The sequence below is a fragment of the Streptomyces actuosus genome (genome assembly GCF_016921115.1).
In the GTDB taxonomy this organism is placed as follows: Bacteria; Actinomycetota; Actinomycetes; order Streptomycetales; family Streptomycetaceae; genus Streptomyces; species Streptomyces actuosus_A.
On sequence record NZ_JAFFZS010000018.1, the window covers coordinates 47196 to 62322 of the forward strand.

A 15127-nucleotide genomic window follows, 5' to 3' on the forward strand; every position below is an offset into this window, starting at 1 on the left:
AGGCTCGCGGCGCCACCCGCTGCCGCCGGAACGTACGGCGTCGGAACCGGCGCCTTACGCGCGCCGCCGACCCCTCGCGGTCGGACCGCTTCAGCCGGGCGGCGCCGACAGATGGATCAGGATCCCGCACACCTCGTCCACGATCTCCCGGGCCTCCGGCTCGTCCGCGCAGTCGCCCAGTTCGCGCGCCGCCCCTCCGATGACGGTGGTCAGTACGCTCACCCGGACCCGGCCGGCACGTCGCCGCTCGTCCACCTTCAGCAGCCGGGCGTTGCGCCGCACCCATGCGCGGTCCCACTGGCGGCGCAGCGCGTCGAAGCCCGAGGGGCCGTCGTCCCCCACGAGGAGTCTGCCGAGCCTCCGGTTGTCCCAGGCGCCCTCCAGGTACGCCCTGGCTCCCGCCACGAAGAGGGCGATCGGGTCGTCCACACCTCGGTCGCGCTCCGCGGCCAGCGTGGCCGCGGTCCGGCGCTCCTGCTCCTCCCGGAACTCCTCCCAGAGAGCGAGGTAGAGGCCTCGCTTTCCGCCGTAGTGCTGGAAGAGACTGCCCACCGGGATGCCGGAGCGCGCCGCGATCTCGGTGAGGCCGGCGTCGGTGTAACCGCGCTCGGCGAACACCTCCAGAGCGGCGTCCAGCAGCGCGCGCCGGACCGTTCCGTTCTGTCCCGCGCGCCCGTCGGGCAGGCCCGTGGCCCCCTGCCCGCCCGGCAGCCGGCGGGCCGCCCCGCTCCCGGCGGACTCCACGACGCCGCTCACCGGTCATCACCACCTTCCCCGGCCCCGTCGCGGATGGCGAGGGCGACCAGTAGTTCCAGGAGGTCGGCGATCCGGCGCGGATTGCGGCCGGTGCGTTCCTCGATCCGACGCAGTCGGTAGTGCGCCGTGTTGTGGTGCACCCGCAGCCGTTCGGCGGCCAGCCGCAGATTGAGGTCCGCGTCCGCGAAGGCCCGCACGGTGACGGCCAGCGTGTCACCACGCCCGCGGTCCTCCTCCAGCACGGCACGTACGCGGGGATCGACCAGCTGGCGGGCGAGGTCGTCGGCGCGCAGCGCCAGGTAGTCGAACGGGGACAGCCGCGGCAGTGCCGCCACCCCGCCCCCGTTCGGCACCAGGTCGAGAGCCGCCCGCGCCTCCTCGTAGGCGCGCGGCAGTTCGGACGCGCCCCGGGCGACGGTGCTGATGCCCATGCAGAGCATCGTGCCCTTGCGCGCGAGCCGCTCCTGCACGGCCTCGAAGTGGGCGCACACGTCGTCCGCGTCCATACCGGCCCGGAGCACGGGCACGGCCACCACCTCGCCGTGGCGCACGACGACCAGGGTCCGGCCCGCCCAGGGCCCGGCGACACTCATCGACGCGCTCGTGGCATACCCGCTCGTCGCCGACGCGTGGTCCCCCGAGCACGTGTCGGCGACGCAGACGGCCACGACCGCCATCATCGGCGAGCGCGGTCCGATGCCGTACGCCTGTGCCGCGGCGAACAGCGGACCGCGCGACGGTGCCGTCCCTGCCAGGAGCTGGTCCAGGAGGTCCCGCCGCTCCCGGTCCGCGTCCGCCACCACGTGCTGCTGGTACTCGACGTAGGCCTGCGCGGCATGGGTGCTGGCGTAGTCGACGTACCGCATCAGCGGGGTGACGAGGGACAGCGCGGCCTGCTGGGCCTCGGCGGACGTGCCCGCGCAGTCCAGCATCGCGTCCCACATGACCTGCCGGCCGACCCGGAAGGCACTGATCCAGTCCTCCAGGGCGAACCCCGCGCGGGCTCTGCGCATGGCCGCGGCCCTGCTGAAGACCAGGTCTTCGGCGGCCATCTCGCGGTCCCCGGCCAACGCCGCCAGCTGCATCCGGTAGTGCTCCAGCACCTGCTCCCGCACCTCGGCGAAGAACCGCTCGTCCTGCAGCGCGTACGACGGGATCTCCGCGCGCATCACCTCGACGGCGGTCTCCGCCACCTCCTCGACCCGGTCGTGGACGGCGTGCAGGATCCGCCGCCGCTCCCGGCGGAGCGGTTCGGAGAGCGTGGGAGGGCCGAGGGCAGGACCGCTGGGCATGGCGCCGATCGTCGCCGTCCACCTCGTGCTCCGTCAACAGGCCCGGCGTGAGACATCCCCCGGGACCTGTGCGCGGCGCACAGTCCGACGGCGGGCAAGTTGGGTGCTCACACCCAATGTGCGGCCGGAACGCCCCCACCTACTGTGACGCTCGCCCACCCCCCAGCACGTCGGAAGGGGCGTCACTCATGCTCGCGGTCGACGGTATCACCGTGCGTTTCGGCGGCATCACGGCACTGGACGGTGTCGCGTTCACCGTCGAGCCGGGCACCGCCGTGGGGCTCATCGGGCCCAACGGTGCCGGCAAGACCACCTTGTTCAACTGCCTCACCAGGCGCTGCGCCCCCGACGAGGGAGAGGTGCGGTTCGAGGGGGAGGACCTGCTGGCCCTCCCCCCGCACGCCGTGGCCGGGCGCGGCATCGCCCGCACCTTCCAGAACCTGGGCCTGTTCCCGCAGCTCACGGTCCGGGAGAACGTCATGGTCGGTGCCCACACCCGGGGGCGCACCGGACACCTCGCCGCGGCGCTGCGGCTGCCGCGCGTCCGGCGGGAGGAGAGGGAGCTGCGTGAGCAGGCGGACAGCCTGCTGCTGCGGCTCGGCCTGGCGGAGGTCGCCGACCACCTCGCCTCGGGGCTGCCGTTCGGCACCCTCAAACGCGTCGAACTGGCGCGGGCGCTCGCGGTACGACCCCGGCTGCTGCTGCTCGACGAACCCGTCAACGGGCTCAGCCACGGCGAGGTCGGTGAGTTCGCGGACCTGGTCCGGACCGTGCGCCAGGAGTTCGACCTCACGCTCGTCGTGGTCGAACACCACATGGGATTCGTGATGGACCTGTGCGACAAGGTGATCTGCCTCGACTTCGGCCGGAAGATCGCCGACGGCTCGCCCGAGGAGATCCAGCGCGATCCGGCGGTCGTCGAGGCGTACCTGGGGGTGGCCGCGTGAACGAGATGCCCTCCACCCGGGCGCATGCCGGGGCGGACTTCCTGAACGTGTCCAACCTGCACGCCGGATACGGCCAGGCGCGCGTGCTGCAGGGCCTCGACCTCTCCGTCGCCCGCGGTGAGGTGTGCGCGATCCTGGGGCCCAACGGCGCGGGCAAGACGACGACGCTGCGGGCCCTGTGCGGCATGGTCCGCGGCCGCGGCTCGGTCACCCTGGACGGCACCGAGCTGCTGGGCCGCTCGCCCGAACAGGCCGCCAGGCTCGGCGTGGCGCACGTCCCCGAGGGTCGGGGCACCTTCAACGACCTGACCGTCGAGGAGAACCTGCGCGTCGGCGCCCACCTGCGCACCGGGCCCCGGAGGCGGGGCCGCGCCGAGCGCGCGGCCGTGGCGGCCGATCTGGAGCGCGTCCACGGCTACTTCCCCGTACTGCGCCGGCGGTCGCGGCAGGCCGCCGGCAGCCTCAGCGGCGGTGAACAGCAGATGCTCGCCATCGGCAGGGCGCTGATGCTGCGGCCCGCGCTGCTGCTCCTGGACGAGCCTTCCCTCGGTCTCGCGCCGCTCGTCACCCGGGAGCTGTTCGAGATCGTCCGTGCCGTCAACGAGGAGGAGCGCACCACCGTGGTCGTCGTCGAGCAGAACGCCCAGCTGGCGCTGGACATAGCGCACCGGGCGCACGTACTGGAGGCCGGCCGCCTGGTGCTGTCCGGACCGGCCGCACAGATCCGTGAGGACGGCCAGGTCGCCGAGGTGTACCTGGGCGTGTCCGTCCGCTCCCGGAAAGCCGGGTGAGCGCCGTGACCGAACTACTGCAGCAAGTGGTGGAAGGGCTGGGCTCCGGCGCGGTGTACGCCAGCCTGGCGCTGGCGCTGGTGCTGATTCACCGGTTCACGGGAATCGTCAACTTCGCGCAGGGCGAGCTGGCGATGCTCTCGACGTACGTCGCCTGGCAGTTGGTGGCCTCGGGGATGCCGTTCTGGCTGGCGCTCCCGGTCACCCTCGCGGTGTCCTTCGCGGGCGGCATGCTGGTCGAGCGGATCGTCATCCGCCCCGTGCAGGGCGCTCCCGAGCTGACGGTGGTCATCGTCACGGTCGGCCTCTTCATCTTCGTCAACGCGCTGGCCGGCTTGATCTGGTCGTTCACCGTGAAGGACTTCCCGCAGCCGTTCCCCGACGGCGGGATCGACCTGGCCGGGGTGCGCACGGACTGGTCGACGCTCGGGATCCTCGGCGTGGTGGCCGTCGTGATGGGGCTGCTGTACCTGCTGTTCCAGCACACCTCCGTCGGTCTGACGATGCGGGCCGTGGCCTGCAATCCCGCCTCCGCCCGCCTGTCGGGCATCCGGGTGGGCCGGGTGCTGATGCTCGGATGGGGGCTGGCCGCGACGGTCGGCGCGGTGTCGGGCGTGCTCGTCGCCCCGGTGCTGTTCCTGGAACCCAACATGATGGGCGGCGTGCTGATCTACGCGTTCGCCGCGGCCACCCTCGGTGGTTTCGACAGCCCGGTCGGCGCGGTCGTCGGCGGCGTGTTCGTGGGCGTCGCCGAGACGCTGACCGGGGCGTACGTGGACGTGATCGGTGCCGATCTGAAGGTGGGCGTCCCTCTGATGATCATTCTGGCGGTGCTGCTGGTGCGGCCCCAGGGCCTGTTCGGACGGGCGGCGGTGGAGCGCGCATGAACAACGTCACCGCGTCACTCGCCGCCGACCGCACCCGGCAGCTGCGGGCCGCGCCCACCGTGCTCCTCGCGGTCGCGGCCGTCGCCGCGCCCTTCTACTTCGCCCCCTTCCAGGTCTTCCAGCTGACCATGGTGCTGCTCTACGCCGTGGCGCTGGCCGGCCTGAACCTGCTGGTCGGCTTCGGCGGGCAGATCTCGCTCGGGCACGGCGCGTTCTTCGCGGCGGGGGCCTACTCGACAGCGGTCATGCTCGACCGGTACGACACCGGCCACCTGGCCACGCTGCCGGTCGCGGCCGCCGGATGCTTCCTGCTGGGCCTCGGGTTCGGCGTGCCCGCCCTCCGGCTGCGCGGCCTGTACCTGGCCCTGGTCACCCTCTCGTTCGCGGTGTTCCTGCCGCCCCTGCTCAAGCGGCTCGAACCGGTGACGGGCGGCTCCATGGGCCTGACCGTGGACAAGATGCAACCACCCGCGTGGAGCGGGCTGGCCGAGGACCAGTGGATGTACTTCGTCGTCCTCGCCGTCGCCTCGGCAGCCCTGCTGCTCGCCCGCAACCTGCTGCGTTCCCGGGTCGGCCGGGCGCTGCGCGCCGTGCGGGACAACGAGGGCGCCGCCGAGGTCATGGGTGTGCGGCTGTCGCTGCACAAGACCCTCGCCTTCGCGTGGAGCGCGATGTTCGCGGGGGTCGCCGGGTGCCTGTACACCTGGGTGATCGGCTTCGTCTCGCCCGACTCCTTCAGTTTCGTCCTGTCCATCACCCTGCTGGCCGGCCTGGTGGTCGGAGGGCTCGCCTCGCTCTACGGACCCCTGCTGGGCGCGGCGTTCGTGATGTACGTGCCGAGTGTCTCCCAGGACCTGAGCGAGGCGGCACCGGGCGTGGTGTTCGGCCTGCTGATCATCACGGTGATGTTCGTGGCCCCGACGGGACTGGCCGGTCTGCCGGGCCGTGTCCTGGGTGCCGTCGGCCGTCGCCTGCCCCGCACCACCGCCATCCCCGACCGGACGCCCGAGGCCGCGTCCGCACCCGATGCGGAACCGAGGCCGACGGCGGCACCCGGATTCTCCCCGACTCCCGCCCCTGCGGACCCCGCAGTTGCCGACGCCGAACCCGTGGGCGCACCGCCCCGCACGACGGAGAAGGAATGAACCACATGCGCAAGACGACCGCTCTGCGGGCAGCCGCAGTCGTGACCGCCGCTCTGCTCACCGCAACCGCGTGCAGCAGCCGGCGAGGGCAGGACGCCCAGGACACCGCCGCCGACGGCGCGTGCAAGGGCCAGCAGACCACCGGCATCACCGACACGACCATCAAGCTGGGCGGGATCTACCCCCTGTCGGGACCCGCCTCCGCGTACGGCACGATCAGCAAGGGTGTCGCCGCCTACTTCAAGTACGTCAACGACAAGGGCGGTATAGACGGCCGCAAGGTGGAGTTCGTCGTCCGCGACGACGGCTACCAACCGCCCAAGGCGGTCGAGGAGGCCCGCAGACTCGTCGAGCAGGAGAAGGTCTTCGCCGTGTTCCAGACCCTGGGCACTCCGTCCACGGCGGCCGTCTGGGACTATCTCGACAAGCAGAAGGTGCCGCAGCCCTTCGTCGCCACCGGTGCCTCCGTCTGGGGCACGGACGACAAGCATCCCTGGACCATCGGGTGGCAGCCCAACTACGTCGCCGAGGCCCGGGTGTACGCCAAGTACCTCAAGGACGAGCGGCCCCACGCCAAGGTGGCGGTCCTCTACCAGAACGACGACTTCGGCAAGGACCTGCTCGGCGGGTTCAAGAAGGCCGTCTCGGGCAGCGGCATCCAGGTGGTCGCCCAGGAGAGCTACGAGGTCACCGACCCGTCCGTGTCGGCCCAGATGGCGAACCTCGCCCGTTCCGGGGCGGACGTGCTGCTGGACGTCACCACCCCCAAGTTCGGCAGCCAGGCCCTCGCCGCCGACGCCAGGAACACCAAGTGGAACCCGCTGCACATCGTGAACAACGTGGCCGCGTCCGCCGCCGTGCTCCGGCCCGTCGGGTTCAAGAACGTGCAGGGCGTGGTCTCGGCGACCTACTTCAAGGACCCCGCCGACCCGCAGTGGGCGAACGACCCCGAGATGAAGACTTACCGCGACGCCCTGCACAAGTACGCCCCCGACGCCGACCCGGACAACCAGTTCAACGCCTACGGCTGGGCCGTCGCCTCCAGCCTGCACAAGGCCCTGGACACGATGAAGTGCCCGACCAGGGAAGGGCTGCGGGACGCGGTGCGCAACCTCAAGGACGTGAAGGTGGGACTGCTGCTGCCCGGCGTCACCTTGTCCACGGGCCCCGGCGACGCCTTCCCGATCGAGACGATGCAGTTGATGCGGTTCAAGGGCGAGCGGTGGCAGCTGTTCGGCGAGCCGGTGGACACACGCAAGGAGTTCGGCCCGCTCACGAAGTGAGCCGGCGGGGCGGTCCCCGGTCGGTGCCCCGACCCCACGGGACCGCCCCGCCCCGCGCAGCGGACCGGCACCCCCGTGCTCAGACGGAGCTCAGCCCACCGTCGACCACCAGGCTCTGCCCGGTGATGTAGGAAGCACGGTCGGAGAGCAGGAAGGCCACGGCCTCGGCCACCTCCCAGGCGGTGCCCTGGCGCCCGAGCGGTATGCGGGCGAACGAGGTGGAACGCGAAGCCCGCCGGGCGGAGGCCTCGCGGCCCATCGGGGTGTCGATCAGACCCGGGACGACCAGGTTGGCGCGGATCCCGCGTGGCCCGCCCTCCTTGGCGACATGGCGGATGAGACCGAACAGGCCTGCCTTGGAGCTGTCGTAGGCAGGCGAGTCGGTGGCGGCGCGCAGTCCGGCCACGGAACCGACGAAGACGATCGCCCCTCCGTCGGTGAGCGCGGGCAGTGCGTACTTGGCGGCGAGGAAGGGGGCGCTCAGGTTGAGCGAGAGCACGCGCATCCACTCCTGCGGCGAGGTGCCCGCCAGACCCGCCCCGAGGCCGATGCCGACGTTGACCACCATCGCGTCGAGTCCGCCGAGTTCACGGAGCGCCTCGGCGACCATGGCCGAGGACCGGCCGGGGTCCGTGGCGTCGCCGACCACGGGCAGGCCACGCGTTCCCTCCTCGCCGACCAGGGCGGCGGTGGCCGCGGCGGCGGAGGGGGAGACGTCGGCGCAGGCCACCGAGGCGCCCTCGCGGGCGGCGAGCACGGCGATCGCCCGCCCGTTGCCCACCGGGGCCTTCGGGTCGTCGCTCGGCCGGGTGCCTGCGCCGACGACCAGTACGTTCCGGTCGGTCAGCAGGCCCACCGGGCGGGGCGCGGGGTGCCGGGGCTCAGACATGGCCGTGTGCTCCTTCCGGCGCGTCCGGGCCGCCGGTCCCCGCGGACGGGAGCAGGGCTTCCGCCGCGTAGCCGGGTTCGAGCGGGGTACCGGCGGAGTTCAGGAAGAACGCGACCATGTGGTACTGGCCGACGAGCATGGTGATCTCGATCAGCTGGGCCTCGTCGTGGTCGGCGGCGAGTGCGGACCAGGTGGCCGCGGACAGGCGGGCGTCCCGGTGCAGTTCGTCGGCGGCACGCAGCAGACGGGCGTCGGCCGGCGACCACCCCTGGGCGTCCGGGCCCGCGCCGACCCGCCCGATCTCCTCGTCGGTGACCCCGGCTGCCCTGGCCAGCGGCACGTGCCGCCCCCATTCGTAACGGGCCCGGGTCAGGCACGCGGTGCGCAGGATCAGCAGCTCCCGGGTCCGGTCCGCGAGACGGCCGTCGCGCAGCAGGTGGGTGCCGAACGGCAGGAAGTACCGGAACAGACCGGGGTGCCGCACCAAGGTGGTGAAGATGTTGGCGGGGCGGCCGTCGGCATCCCGGGGAACCGGGGCGAGCAGCTCCCGGGCGGACCGGTCCCAGCCGTCCTCGGGCAGTGGCGCGAGGCGCGGTCCGGTGTCGAGGGCGGCGTGGTCGGGTCGGTGATGGTGCTCGTCGGTCATGGCGGCCTCCGCACGATGGGTCAGGGTGGGTCGACGGCGGGAGGGCGGGTGCTTCCGGGCGTGGTCGATCGGCGCTTCGCCGCGTACGCACCGGCGCGCTCCTTCCGCCTTGGTGCCACTGTGCTTCGGGCGGCGGGGAGCCGTCGACGGCTCGCAGGCCAAGGTCGGAGGTACCCCTCTTGTCCAGTCGCACAACGCTCGCTCTCCGAGGGGCGGAGGTGAGGGCCTTGCCCGGACCGTCGGTTGCTGCGGCGCCCCTCGAACGGGTCATCGCGGCGATGGCCGCGCAGCAGAGCCACGTGGGCAGGCGGTTGCACATGGATCTGGCGGAGCACATCCCGTCCTACCGCGCCGTGCCGCGAGAACTCCTGGACCAGATCTGGCACCGGCATTTCCAGCGGGCTCTCGCGGTGCTGCGGGAGGGGAAGGTGCCCGCGCCCGAGGACTTCGGCGAAGCCGATGTGGCCCGGGACCGGGTCGCCCGGGGCGTGCCGCTCAGCGACGGACTGCGCGCCTTCCGCCGGGGCTTGAGCGCGATACGGGATCTGTTCCTCGCCGAGGCGACCGCGGCGGGACTGGACCCCGGCCTCGTCGTCGACCGCACCACGTGCCTGTGGGACCTCGCGGACGTCGCCGGCGTGCGGATCGCCGCCGTGCACCGGCAGGCGGAGGTCGACTCCGCCCTGTACGACGCCCGCCGCCGCGCCGACTTCCTGCGCGGCCTGCTCCACGGGACGCTGAGCGCCGCGGAGGTGCACAGCGGCGCGGCGATCTACGGACTGGATCCGTCGCGGCCCTACCGGGCCGTCAGAGCCGTCCCGAACGGCGGGATCGGTCCGGACGCGTTGGACCGATCACTGGAGTCCGGTGCCCGCAGGCACGGCCGCAGCGCGCTGTTCGCCGTGCTGGACGAGGCTGTCGCCGGAGTCGTCGAGGCCAAGCCGGAGACCGGTGACCTGGAGGTGACGGCGGGACTCGGCCCGCCGACGGACCTGGTCCAGGTGCACCGTTCCTTCCGCGCCGCCGGCAGGATGCTGGAGGCCGCCCGCTCCTACGGTCTGCGCGGCGTCCACGATCTGGGCGACCTGTCCTGGCGGGTGGCGGTCGTCTCCGAACCGGAACTCGCCGAGCTGCTGCTCGACCGCTACCTGCGCCCGCTGGAGGCGGAGGGGGAGTTCGGGGCGCTCATCGAGGAGTCGGTGCGCGAATACCTCAGCAGCGGACGGCGGATCCGCGAGGTCGCCCGCAGCACGCACGTTCACGTCAACACCGTCCGCTACCGGCTGCGCCGCTTCGAGGAGCTGACCGGCGCCGGCCTGGACGCTCCGGACACGTTGGTCGAGCTCAACTGGGCCCTGGCGGCACGTGAGCTGCCCCGCGGCCGGTGAGGCCGCGGAACCCACCGGGTGCGACCGGCCGAGCGACGACGAACTGAACCCGCCGCGACGATCGGCCCCGGTGCGCACGCCGTCCGGGGCCCGGGCGGAGTGCGGTGGCGGTTTCCGGGCCGCGCTTGCCGTCCGCCCGTGCGGGCGTGGTCATTCGGCTGCGGCGAGCAGCCGTGCCTCGCTCTCCTCGTACAGCCGCCGGCTCTGCAGGCCCACGGCGGCGCGGCGCCGGTGGTCCAGCCGGCTGCCCAGCCACCCGGCCAGGTAGCCGAAGGGGATGGACACCAGCCCGGTGGACTGCATGGGGAACAGGTCGAAGTCGGCGTGCGGGAAGACGGCGGACGGTGTGCCCGAAACGGCCTTGGAGAACACCATGAGCAGCAGCGCGCAGGCCGCGCCGCCGTACAGGGTGGCCAGCAGGCCGGTGCGCGTGAACCCTCGCCAGAACAGGGAGTAGGTGAGCGCGGGCGCGACTGCGGATGCCCCCATGCAGATGGCCAGAGTGGTCAGCACACCCACGTCCCAGTTCTGGACCAGGGTGGCGAGACCGATGGCGACGATGCCCACGACCACGCTCGTCCACGCCGCCACCGTCATCTCCGTACGCGGCTCGGCCTGTCCCCGCCGCGCCGCATGGGCGAACAGGTCGTGGGCGAGCGACGAGGCCGCCGCCAGCGTCATCCCCGCGACCGACGACAGCAGGGTGATGAACACCATGCCTGCCACGGCCGAGTAGAGAATCGTGGAGCCCGCGGAGGTGGGGGCGCCGCCGAGCACCTGCGAGAGCATGAGGACCGACGTTCTGCCGTGCGGGTCGGTGGCCGTGATGTACCGCGACCCCACCAGAGCCGCCGCCCCCGTACCCATGATGATCACGAGGAGGCAGAACGTGGTGACCGTGCCGACCGCCCACGACATCGAGCGACGCACAGCCGGAACGTCCTGCGCGGAGTACAGGCGCATCGTGATGTGGGGCAGGCAGGCCACGCCCAGGACGACGGTGATCTGAAGACCGACGAAGTCCAGTCGGTCGACGGCCGACGTGCCCAGCTGCAGGCCCTGCTGGAGGTAGGCGGGGCCCGCGCCGCTGCCGTGCTGGGCCGCCCTGAGGACGTCCCCGAGGTTCCAGTCGAAGCGGTTCAGGACGAGAACGGCGACGACGAGGCTGGTGCCGAGCAGGAGCACGATCTTGATCATCTGGATGAGTGCGGTGCCCCGCATGCCGCCGAGGGCCGCGTAGATGATCATCAGGCTGCCGACGATGACGATGCTCGCCGTCCTGGCGCCCGCCACGTGCGGGATGTTGAGGATGAAGGTCAGCAGCGAGCCCGCCCCGGAGAGCTGGACGACCAGGAAGGGGAGAGTCGCCGACAGCGTCACCACGCAGGCTGCGACACGCACGCTCCGGCCGGGCATGTTGCGGGCCAGGACGTCGCCCATGGTGAACCGGCCGGCGTTGCGCAGGGGTTCGGCCAGCAGGAACATCAGCAGCACCAGGGAGAGAGCGGTGCTGACCGCGAGGACGTAGCCGTCGTATCCGGCGAGCGCGATGATGCCGGTGGTACTCAGCACCGTGGCCGCGGAGATGTAGTCCCCCGCGATCGCCAGACCGTTCTTGAGCGGCGTAAGGGAGCGGTAGCCGGTGTAGAAGTTCGTCAGGTCGTCGCGCTCCGGCCCCGCCATCACGCACATCAGCAGCGTGACGGTGACCAGTGCGGTGAACAGCACCAGGACGGTGGCCTGCGTCCCCGAGTCGAAGGTGTTCATCTCGCCACCCCGGTGTTCCGGCCGACGGCGACCGCCTGCTCCCTGACGTTGCGGGCCAACGGGTCCACCGAGCGTTGCGCACTGCGTCCGTACCAGAACACCGCGGCGAAGGTGACGACGAGCTGGAGCACCCCGAGGGCCATTCCCAGGCTCAGCTCTCCGGCGATCCTGGACCCCATCAGGCCGGGGGCGTAGCAGGACAGCACGACATACGCCACGAAGGAGCCGAGCGCCGCGAGCGTGGAGGTCCGGCGGAGCAGACGGTAGGCCGAGCGCAGGGCGGCGAGGTCGACGCTGCGCCGATGCGCGTCGTGCGCGTACGGTTCGTCCCGCGGGGCCTGCCCGTACGACGCGTACGCCTGCCCGTACGACGCGTATCGCGGGGCGTCGTCCCGGTACGCACGGGGCTCGGGACGGGGCACCCGCCATCCCGATTCTGATGGCGGGTACCGGTTCTCGTCGGCGAATGTCATCGCGTGGCCTTCCGCTGCGGCTCGGATCCGTGGAGGTGACGGTGGAACGGTTGGCGGCGCACGATACCGACTGGTCGGAATCCTCGGTAAGGGTGCTGCGGGTCACGTTTCGGGGTCGGTGCGGTTCCGGAGCGGCGTCGCGCGGTCACCATCCGTGCGGCACCGGCTCGGGCGTGGTGCGGACGTCCGGCCGTGTGGGCGCCCGGCGTATGGCGAACCTCACACCCGCGGGCATACCTACCGGTCGGTACCCTACGGCGAAGCCGTGAACGACAGGAGGCACGATGCCTGCGACCAACCGCCAGATCCGTCTGGCAGCCCGCCCGGTGGGCGAGGTCAAACCCGATGACTGGCAGCACTGTTCAGAGCCCGTCGACGAGCCGGGTCCGGGCCGCTTCGCGGGCCGGACACGCTTCATCTCCCTGGATCCGGCGATGCGGGGCTGGCTGGACGACCGTCCCTCGTACCTGCCGCCCGTCGGTATCGGCGACGTGATGCGCGCCGGATCGGTCGTGGAGGTCACCGCGTCCGACCACCCCGACTTCCAGCCGGGGGATCACGTGGTCGGCACGTTCGGCGTGCAGGAGTACGTGGTCTCCGACGGCAGAGGCGCCATGAAGGTCGACACGTCCCTCGCACCGCCCTCGACGTATCTCGGCGCGCTGGGCATGCCCGGCATGACCGCCTACTTCGGCCTGCTGGACGTCGGGGCGCTGAAGGACGGTGAGACCGTCGTGGTGTCGGGGGCGGCCGGGGCGGTCGGCAGCATCGCCGGTCAGATAGCGAAGGCCAAGGGCTGCCGGGTCGTCGGCCTCGCCGGCGGGCCGGAGAAGTGCGCCATGCTCACCGACGAACTGGGATTCGACGCGGTGATCGACTACCGCACCGAGGACGTCAGGAAGGAGCTGCGCCGGCATGCCCCGGACGGCATCGACGTCTACTTCGACAATGTCGGAGGGGACATCCTCGACGCGGCCCTGACGCGACTGGCCATGCACGCGCGCGTCGTCGTCTGCGGTGCGATCAGCCAGTACAACAACACCACGCCGGTCAAGGGCCCCTCCAACTACCTCTCGCTGCTGGTGCGCCGCGCGCGGATGGAGGGCTTCGTCGTGTTCGACTACGCCGAGCGCTACGCGCAGGCCGCTCGGGAGATCTCCGCCTGGATCGGAGCCGGCCGTATCAAGGTCAAGGAACACGTGGTGACGGGGAGCGTGGACGACTTCCCCGAGACGCTGGGGATGCTCTTCCGCGGGGAGAACGTCGGCAAGCTCGTCCTGGAGCTGGCATGAAAGCCGTCGAGAGCGCCGCCGGAACGGGACCGTCGGACGGCGCCTCACTCGAGGGCAAGGTCGCCATCGTCACCGGAGGTGCCGGCGGACTGGGCCGGGCCACGGCCCTGACGCTGGCCGAGGCGGGTGCGCGCGTGGTCGTCGCGGATCTCGACCCGAGGGGTGGCCGGGAGGTGGCCGAGGCGGTCGGCGGGCACTTCCGCGCCTGTGACGTCTCGGACCCCGATGCCAACCGTGCCCTGGTGGACTTCACGGTGGAGCAGTGCGGCGGTGTCGACATCGCGTTGCTCAATGCCGGGGTGGCGACCGGATGCGGCCTCGGTGAGGACTTCGACCTGGCGCGCTACCGTCGCGCGATGGGAGCCAATCTCGACGGCGTGGTCTTCGGCACCCATGCGCTGCTGCCGGCGATGCGGGCCCGTGGCGGAGGGGCCATCGTGGCAACCGCGTCCCTCGCCGGCCTGGCGGCCGTACCGTTCGACCCCCTCTACGCGGCCAACAAGCACGCGGTCGTGGGACTCGCCCGCTCCCTGGGGCCGGCCCTCGCGTCGGAGAACGTGCGGTTCAACGCCGTCTGTCCGGGATTCGCCGAGTCGCGGATCATCGACCCGCTGCGCGACATGCTCGCCGAGCAGAGACTGCCGATCATCCCGGCTCAGGTCGTGGCGGACACGGTGCTGCGGATCGTCACGGGCGACGGTACCGGCGCATGCTGGTTCATCCAGGCCGGCCGTGACCCGGAGCCGTTCCGTTTCCGCAACGTCCCCGGTCCGGGTGAGCCCGCCGCGGCGTGAGGCCGGGACGCCCCGGGCCCGGGTGAGCGCACCGCCGCGTGGGACCGGGGCCCATTTCTCCGGAGGGCGCGACGCACGGGTGCCTTCGGGCGACGACGGACCCGCACGACTCCTGCCGAGGGGCCTTGGGCCCGGACGTCCCGCCGAGGGCGGCGCCGTGCGTCACGGTCGTGCCCGGGCACCGGCCCGCGGGCGGAACGCCGCGCGAGGGCCGACGCCCGGGCACCGGCAGGCTCCGGGAACGGAGCCTGCCGGTGTGCGGCGACGGCTCAGAGCTGCCCGCTGGCGGCGATGGTGACCTTCGCGCTGGTCGCGCCGCTGCGGCTGCCCAGCGACTCGATCTTCTTGACGAGCTTCATGCTCTCCTCGTCGGCGACCTCACCGAACACGACGTGCTTGCCGTCGAGCCACTGGGTGACGATCGTCGTGACGAAGAACTGGGAGCCGTTGGTGTTGGGGCCGGCGTTGGCCATGGACAGCAGGCCCGGCTTGCTGTGCTTCAGCTGGAAGTTCTCGTCGGCGAACTTCTCGCCGTAGATGCTCTTGCCGCCGGTGCCGTTGCCGCGGGTGAAGTCGCCGCCCTGGAGCATGAAGTCCGGGATGACGCGGTGGAAGCTCGAACCGGCGTAGCCGAAGCCCTTCTCGCCCGTGCACAGGGCGCGGAAGTTCTCGGCCGTCTTCGGGACGACGTCCTCGAAGAGGTTGAACACGATGCGCCCGGCGGGCTCGTCGTTGATCGTGATGTCGAAGTAGGTCTTGATCGTCATACCCCCATCC

15 protein-coding genes are annotated in these 15127 nt (G+C 71.9%); 8 read left to right on the forward strand and 7 right to left on the reverse strand.

Features of this window, described 5'->3' with window-relative positions; genetic code table 11:
- Nucleotides 1–90: 90 nt before the first annotated feature.
- Together JS756_RS22015 and JS756_RS22020 are read right to left on the reverse strand one after the other, a co-directional pair.
- Nucleotides 91–756 carry a TetR/AcrR family transcriptional regulator gene (locus JS756_RS22015; protein ID WP_205384879.1) on the reverse strand — a complete coding sequence of 222 codons (666 nt, stop codon included), beginning with the start codon at nucleotides 754–756 and terminating at the stop codon, nucleotides 91–93.
- Nucleotides 753–2048 (reverse strand): PucR family transcriptional regulator, encoded by a 1296-nt coding sequence (locus tag JS756_RS22020; protein ID WP_205384880.1) that lies wholly within the window; start codon nucleotides 2046–2048, stop codon nucleotides 753–755. The genes JS756_RS22015 and JS756_RS22020 overlap by 4 nt, the downstream gene beginning before the upstream one ends.
- 188 nt (nucleotides 2049–2236) lie before the next feature.
- Between JS756_RS22020 and JS756_RS22025 the strand changes: the two genes are divergently transcribed.
- The 5 genes from JS756_RS22025 to JS756_RS22045 are packed head-to-tail and all read left to right on the forward strand — an operon-like array spanning nucleotide 2237 to nucleotide 7101.
- Nucleotides 2237–2995: an ABC transporter ATP-binding protein gene (locus tag JS756_RS22025; RefSeq protein ID WP_240204162.1), complete on the forward strand. Its 759-nt coding sequence runs from the start codon at nucleotides 2237–2239 to the stop codon at nucleotides 2993–2995.
- Nucleotides 2996–3000: 5 nt separating this feature from the next.
- The gene (locus tag JS756_RS22030) at nucleotides 3001–3786 is read left to right on the forward strand and encodes an ABC transporter ATP-binding protein (RefSeq protein ID WP_205384956.1); all 786 of its coding nucleotides are present in this window, start codon (nucleotides 3001–3003) and stop codon (nucleotides 3784–3786) included.
- A gap of 5 nt (nucleotides 3787–3791) precedes the next feature.
- A complete protein-coding gene (locus tag JS756_RS22035) occupies nucleotides 3792–4673 on the forward strand; it encodes a branched-chain amino acid ABC transporter permease (protein WP_205384882.1) in 882 nt (293 codons plus the stop codon).
- Nucleotides 4670–5818: a branched-chain amino acid ABC transporter permease gene (locus tag JS756_RS22040; RefSeq protein WP_205384883.1), complete on the forward strand. Its 1149-nt coding sequence runs from the start codon at nucleotides 4670–4672 to the stop codon at nucleotides 5816–5818. Before JS756_RS22035 ends, JS756_RS22040 begins: the two co-directional genes overlap by 4 nt.
- A gap of 5 nt (nucleotides 5819–5823) precedes the next feature.
- The gene (locus tag JS756_RS22045) at nucleotides 5824–7101 is read left to right on the forward strand and encodes an ABC transporter substrate-binding protein (RefSeq protein ID WP_205384884.1); all 1278 of its coding nucleotides are present in this window, start codon (nucleotides 5824–5826) and stop codon (nucleotides 7099–7101) included.
- 79 nt (nucleotides 7102–7180) lie between these two features.
- Here JS756_RS22045 and JS756_RS22050 read toward each other — a convergent pair whose 3' ends face one another.
- Nucleotides 7181–7990 carry an SDR family NAD(P)-dependent oxidoreductase gene (locus JS756_RS22050; RefSeq protein WP_205384885.1) on the reverse strand — a complete coding sequence of 270 codons (810 nt, stop codon included), beginning with the start codon at nucleotides 7988–7990 and terminating at the stop codon, nucleotides 7181–7183.
- Nucleotides 7983–8636 carry a carboxymuconolactone decarboxylase family protein gene (locus JS756_RS22055; protein ID WP_205384886.1) on the reverse strand — a complete coding sequence of 218 codons (654 nt, stop codon included), beginning with the start codon at nucleotides 8634–8636 and terminating at the stop codon, nucleotides 7983–7985. The genes JS756_RS22050 and JS756_RS22055 overlap by 8 nt, the downstream gene beginning before the upstream one ends.
- 227 nt (nucleotides 8637–8863) lie before the next feature.
- Here JS756_RS22055 and JS756_RS22060 point away from each other — a divergent pair, with 227 nt between their 5' ends.
- Nucleotides 8864–10024, forward strand: a complete 1161-nt coding sequence (locus JS756_RS22060) for a PucR family transcriptional regulator (protein ID WP_205384887.1) — start codon at nucleotides 8864–8866, stop codon at nucleotides 10022–10024.
- Between the two features lie 150 nt (nucleotides 10025–10174).
- Here the strand turns inward: JS756_RS22060 and JS756_RS22065 are convergent, their stop codons facing one another.
- A complete protein-coding gene (locus JS756_RS22065) occupies nucleotides 10175–11791 on the reverse strand; it encodes a sodium/solute symporter (protein ID WP_205384888.1) in 1617 nt (538 codons plus the stop codon).
- Nucleotides 11788–12213, reverse strand: a complete 426-nt coding sequence (locus tag JS756_RS22070; protein ID WP_307790888.1) for a DUF485 domain-containing protein — start codon at nucleotides 12211–12213, stop codon at nucleotides 11788–11790. The genes JS756_RS22065 and JS756_RS22070 overlap by 4 nt, the downstream gene beginning before the upstream one ends.
- Nucleotides 12214–12548: 335 nt before the next feature.
- Between JS756_RS22070 and JS756_RS22075 the strand changes: the two genes are divergently transcribed.
- A complete protein-coding gene (locus tag JS756_RS22075) occupies nucleotides 12549–13556 on the forward strand; it encodes an NADP-dependent oxidoreductase (RefSeq protein WP_205384890.1) in 1008 nt (335 codons plus the stop codon).
- Nucleotides 13553–14350, forward strand: coding sequence for an SDR family NAD(P)-dependent oxidoreductase (locus JS756_RS22080; protein ID WP_205384891.1), 798 nt, complete (start codon nucleotides 13553–13555; stop codon nucleotides 14348–14350). The genes JS756_RS22075 and JS756_RS22080 overlap by 4 nt, the downstream gene beginning before the upstream one ends.
- 269 nt (nucleotides 14351–14619) lie before the next feature.
- Here JS756_RS22080 and JS756_RS22085 read toward each other — a convergent pair whose 3' ends face one another.
- Nucleotides 14620–15117 (reverse strand): peptidylprolyl isomerase, encoded by a 498-nt coding sequence (locus tag JS756_RS22085; RefSeq protein ID WP_205384892.1) that lies wholly within the window; start codon nucleotides 15115–15117, stop codon nucleotides 14620–14622.
- Between the last annotated feature and the right edge of the window lie 10 nt (nucleotides 15118–15127).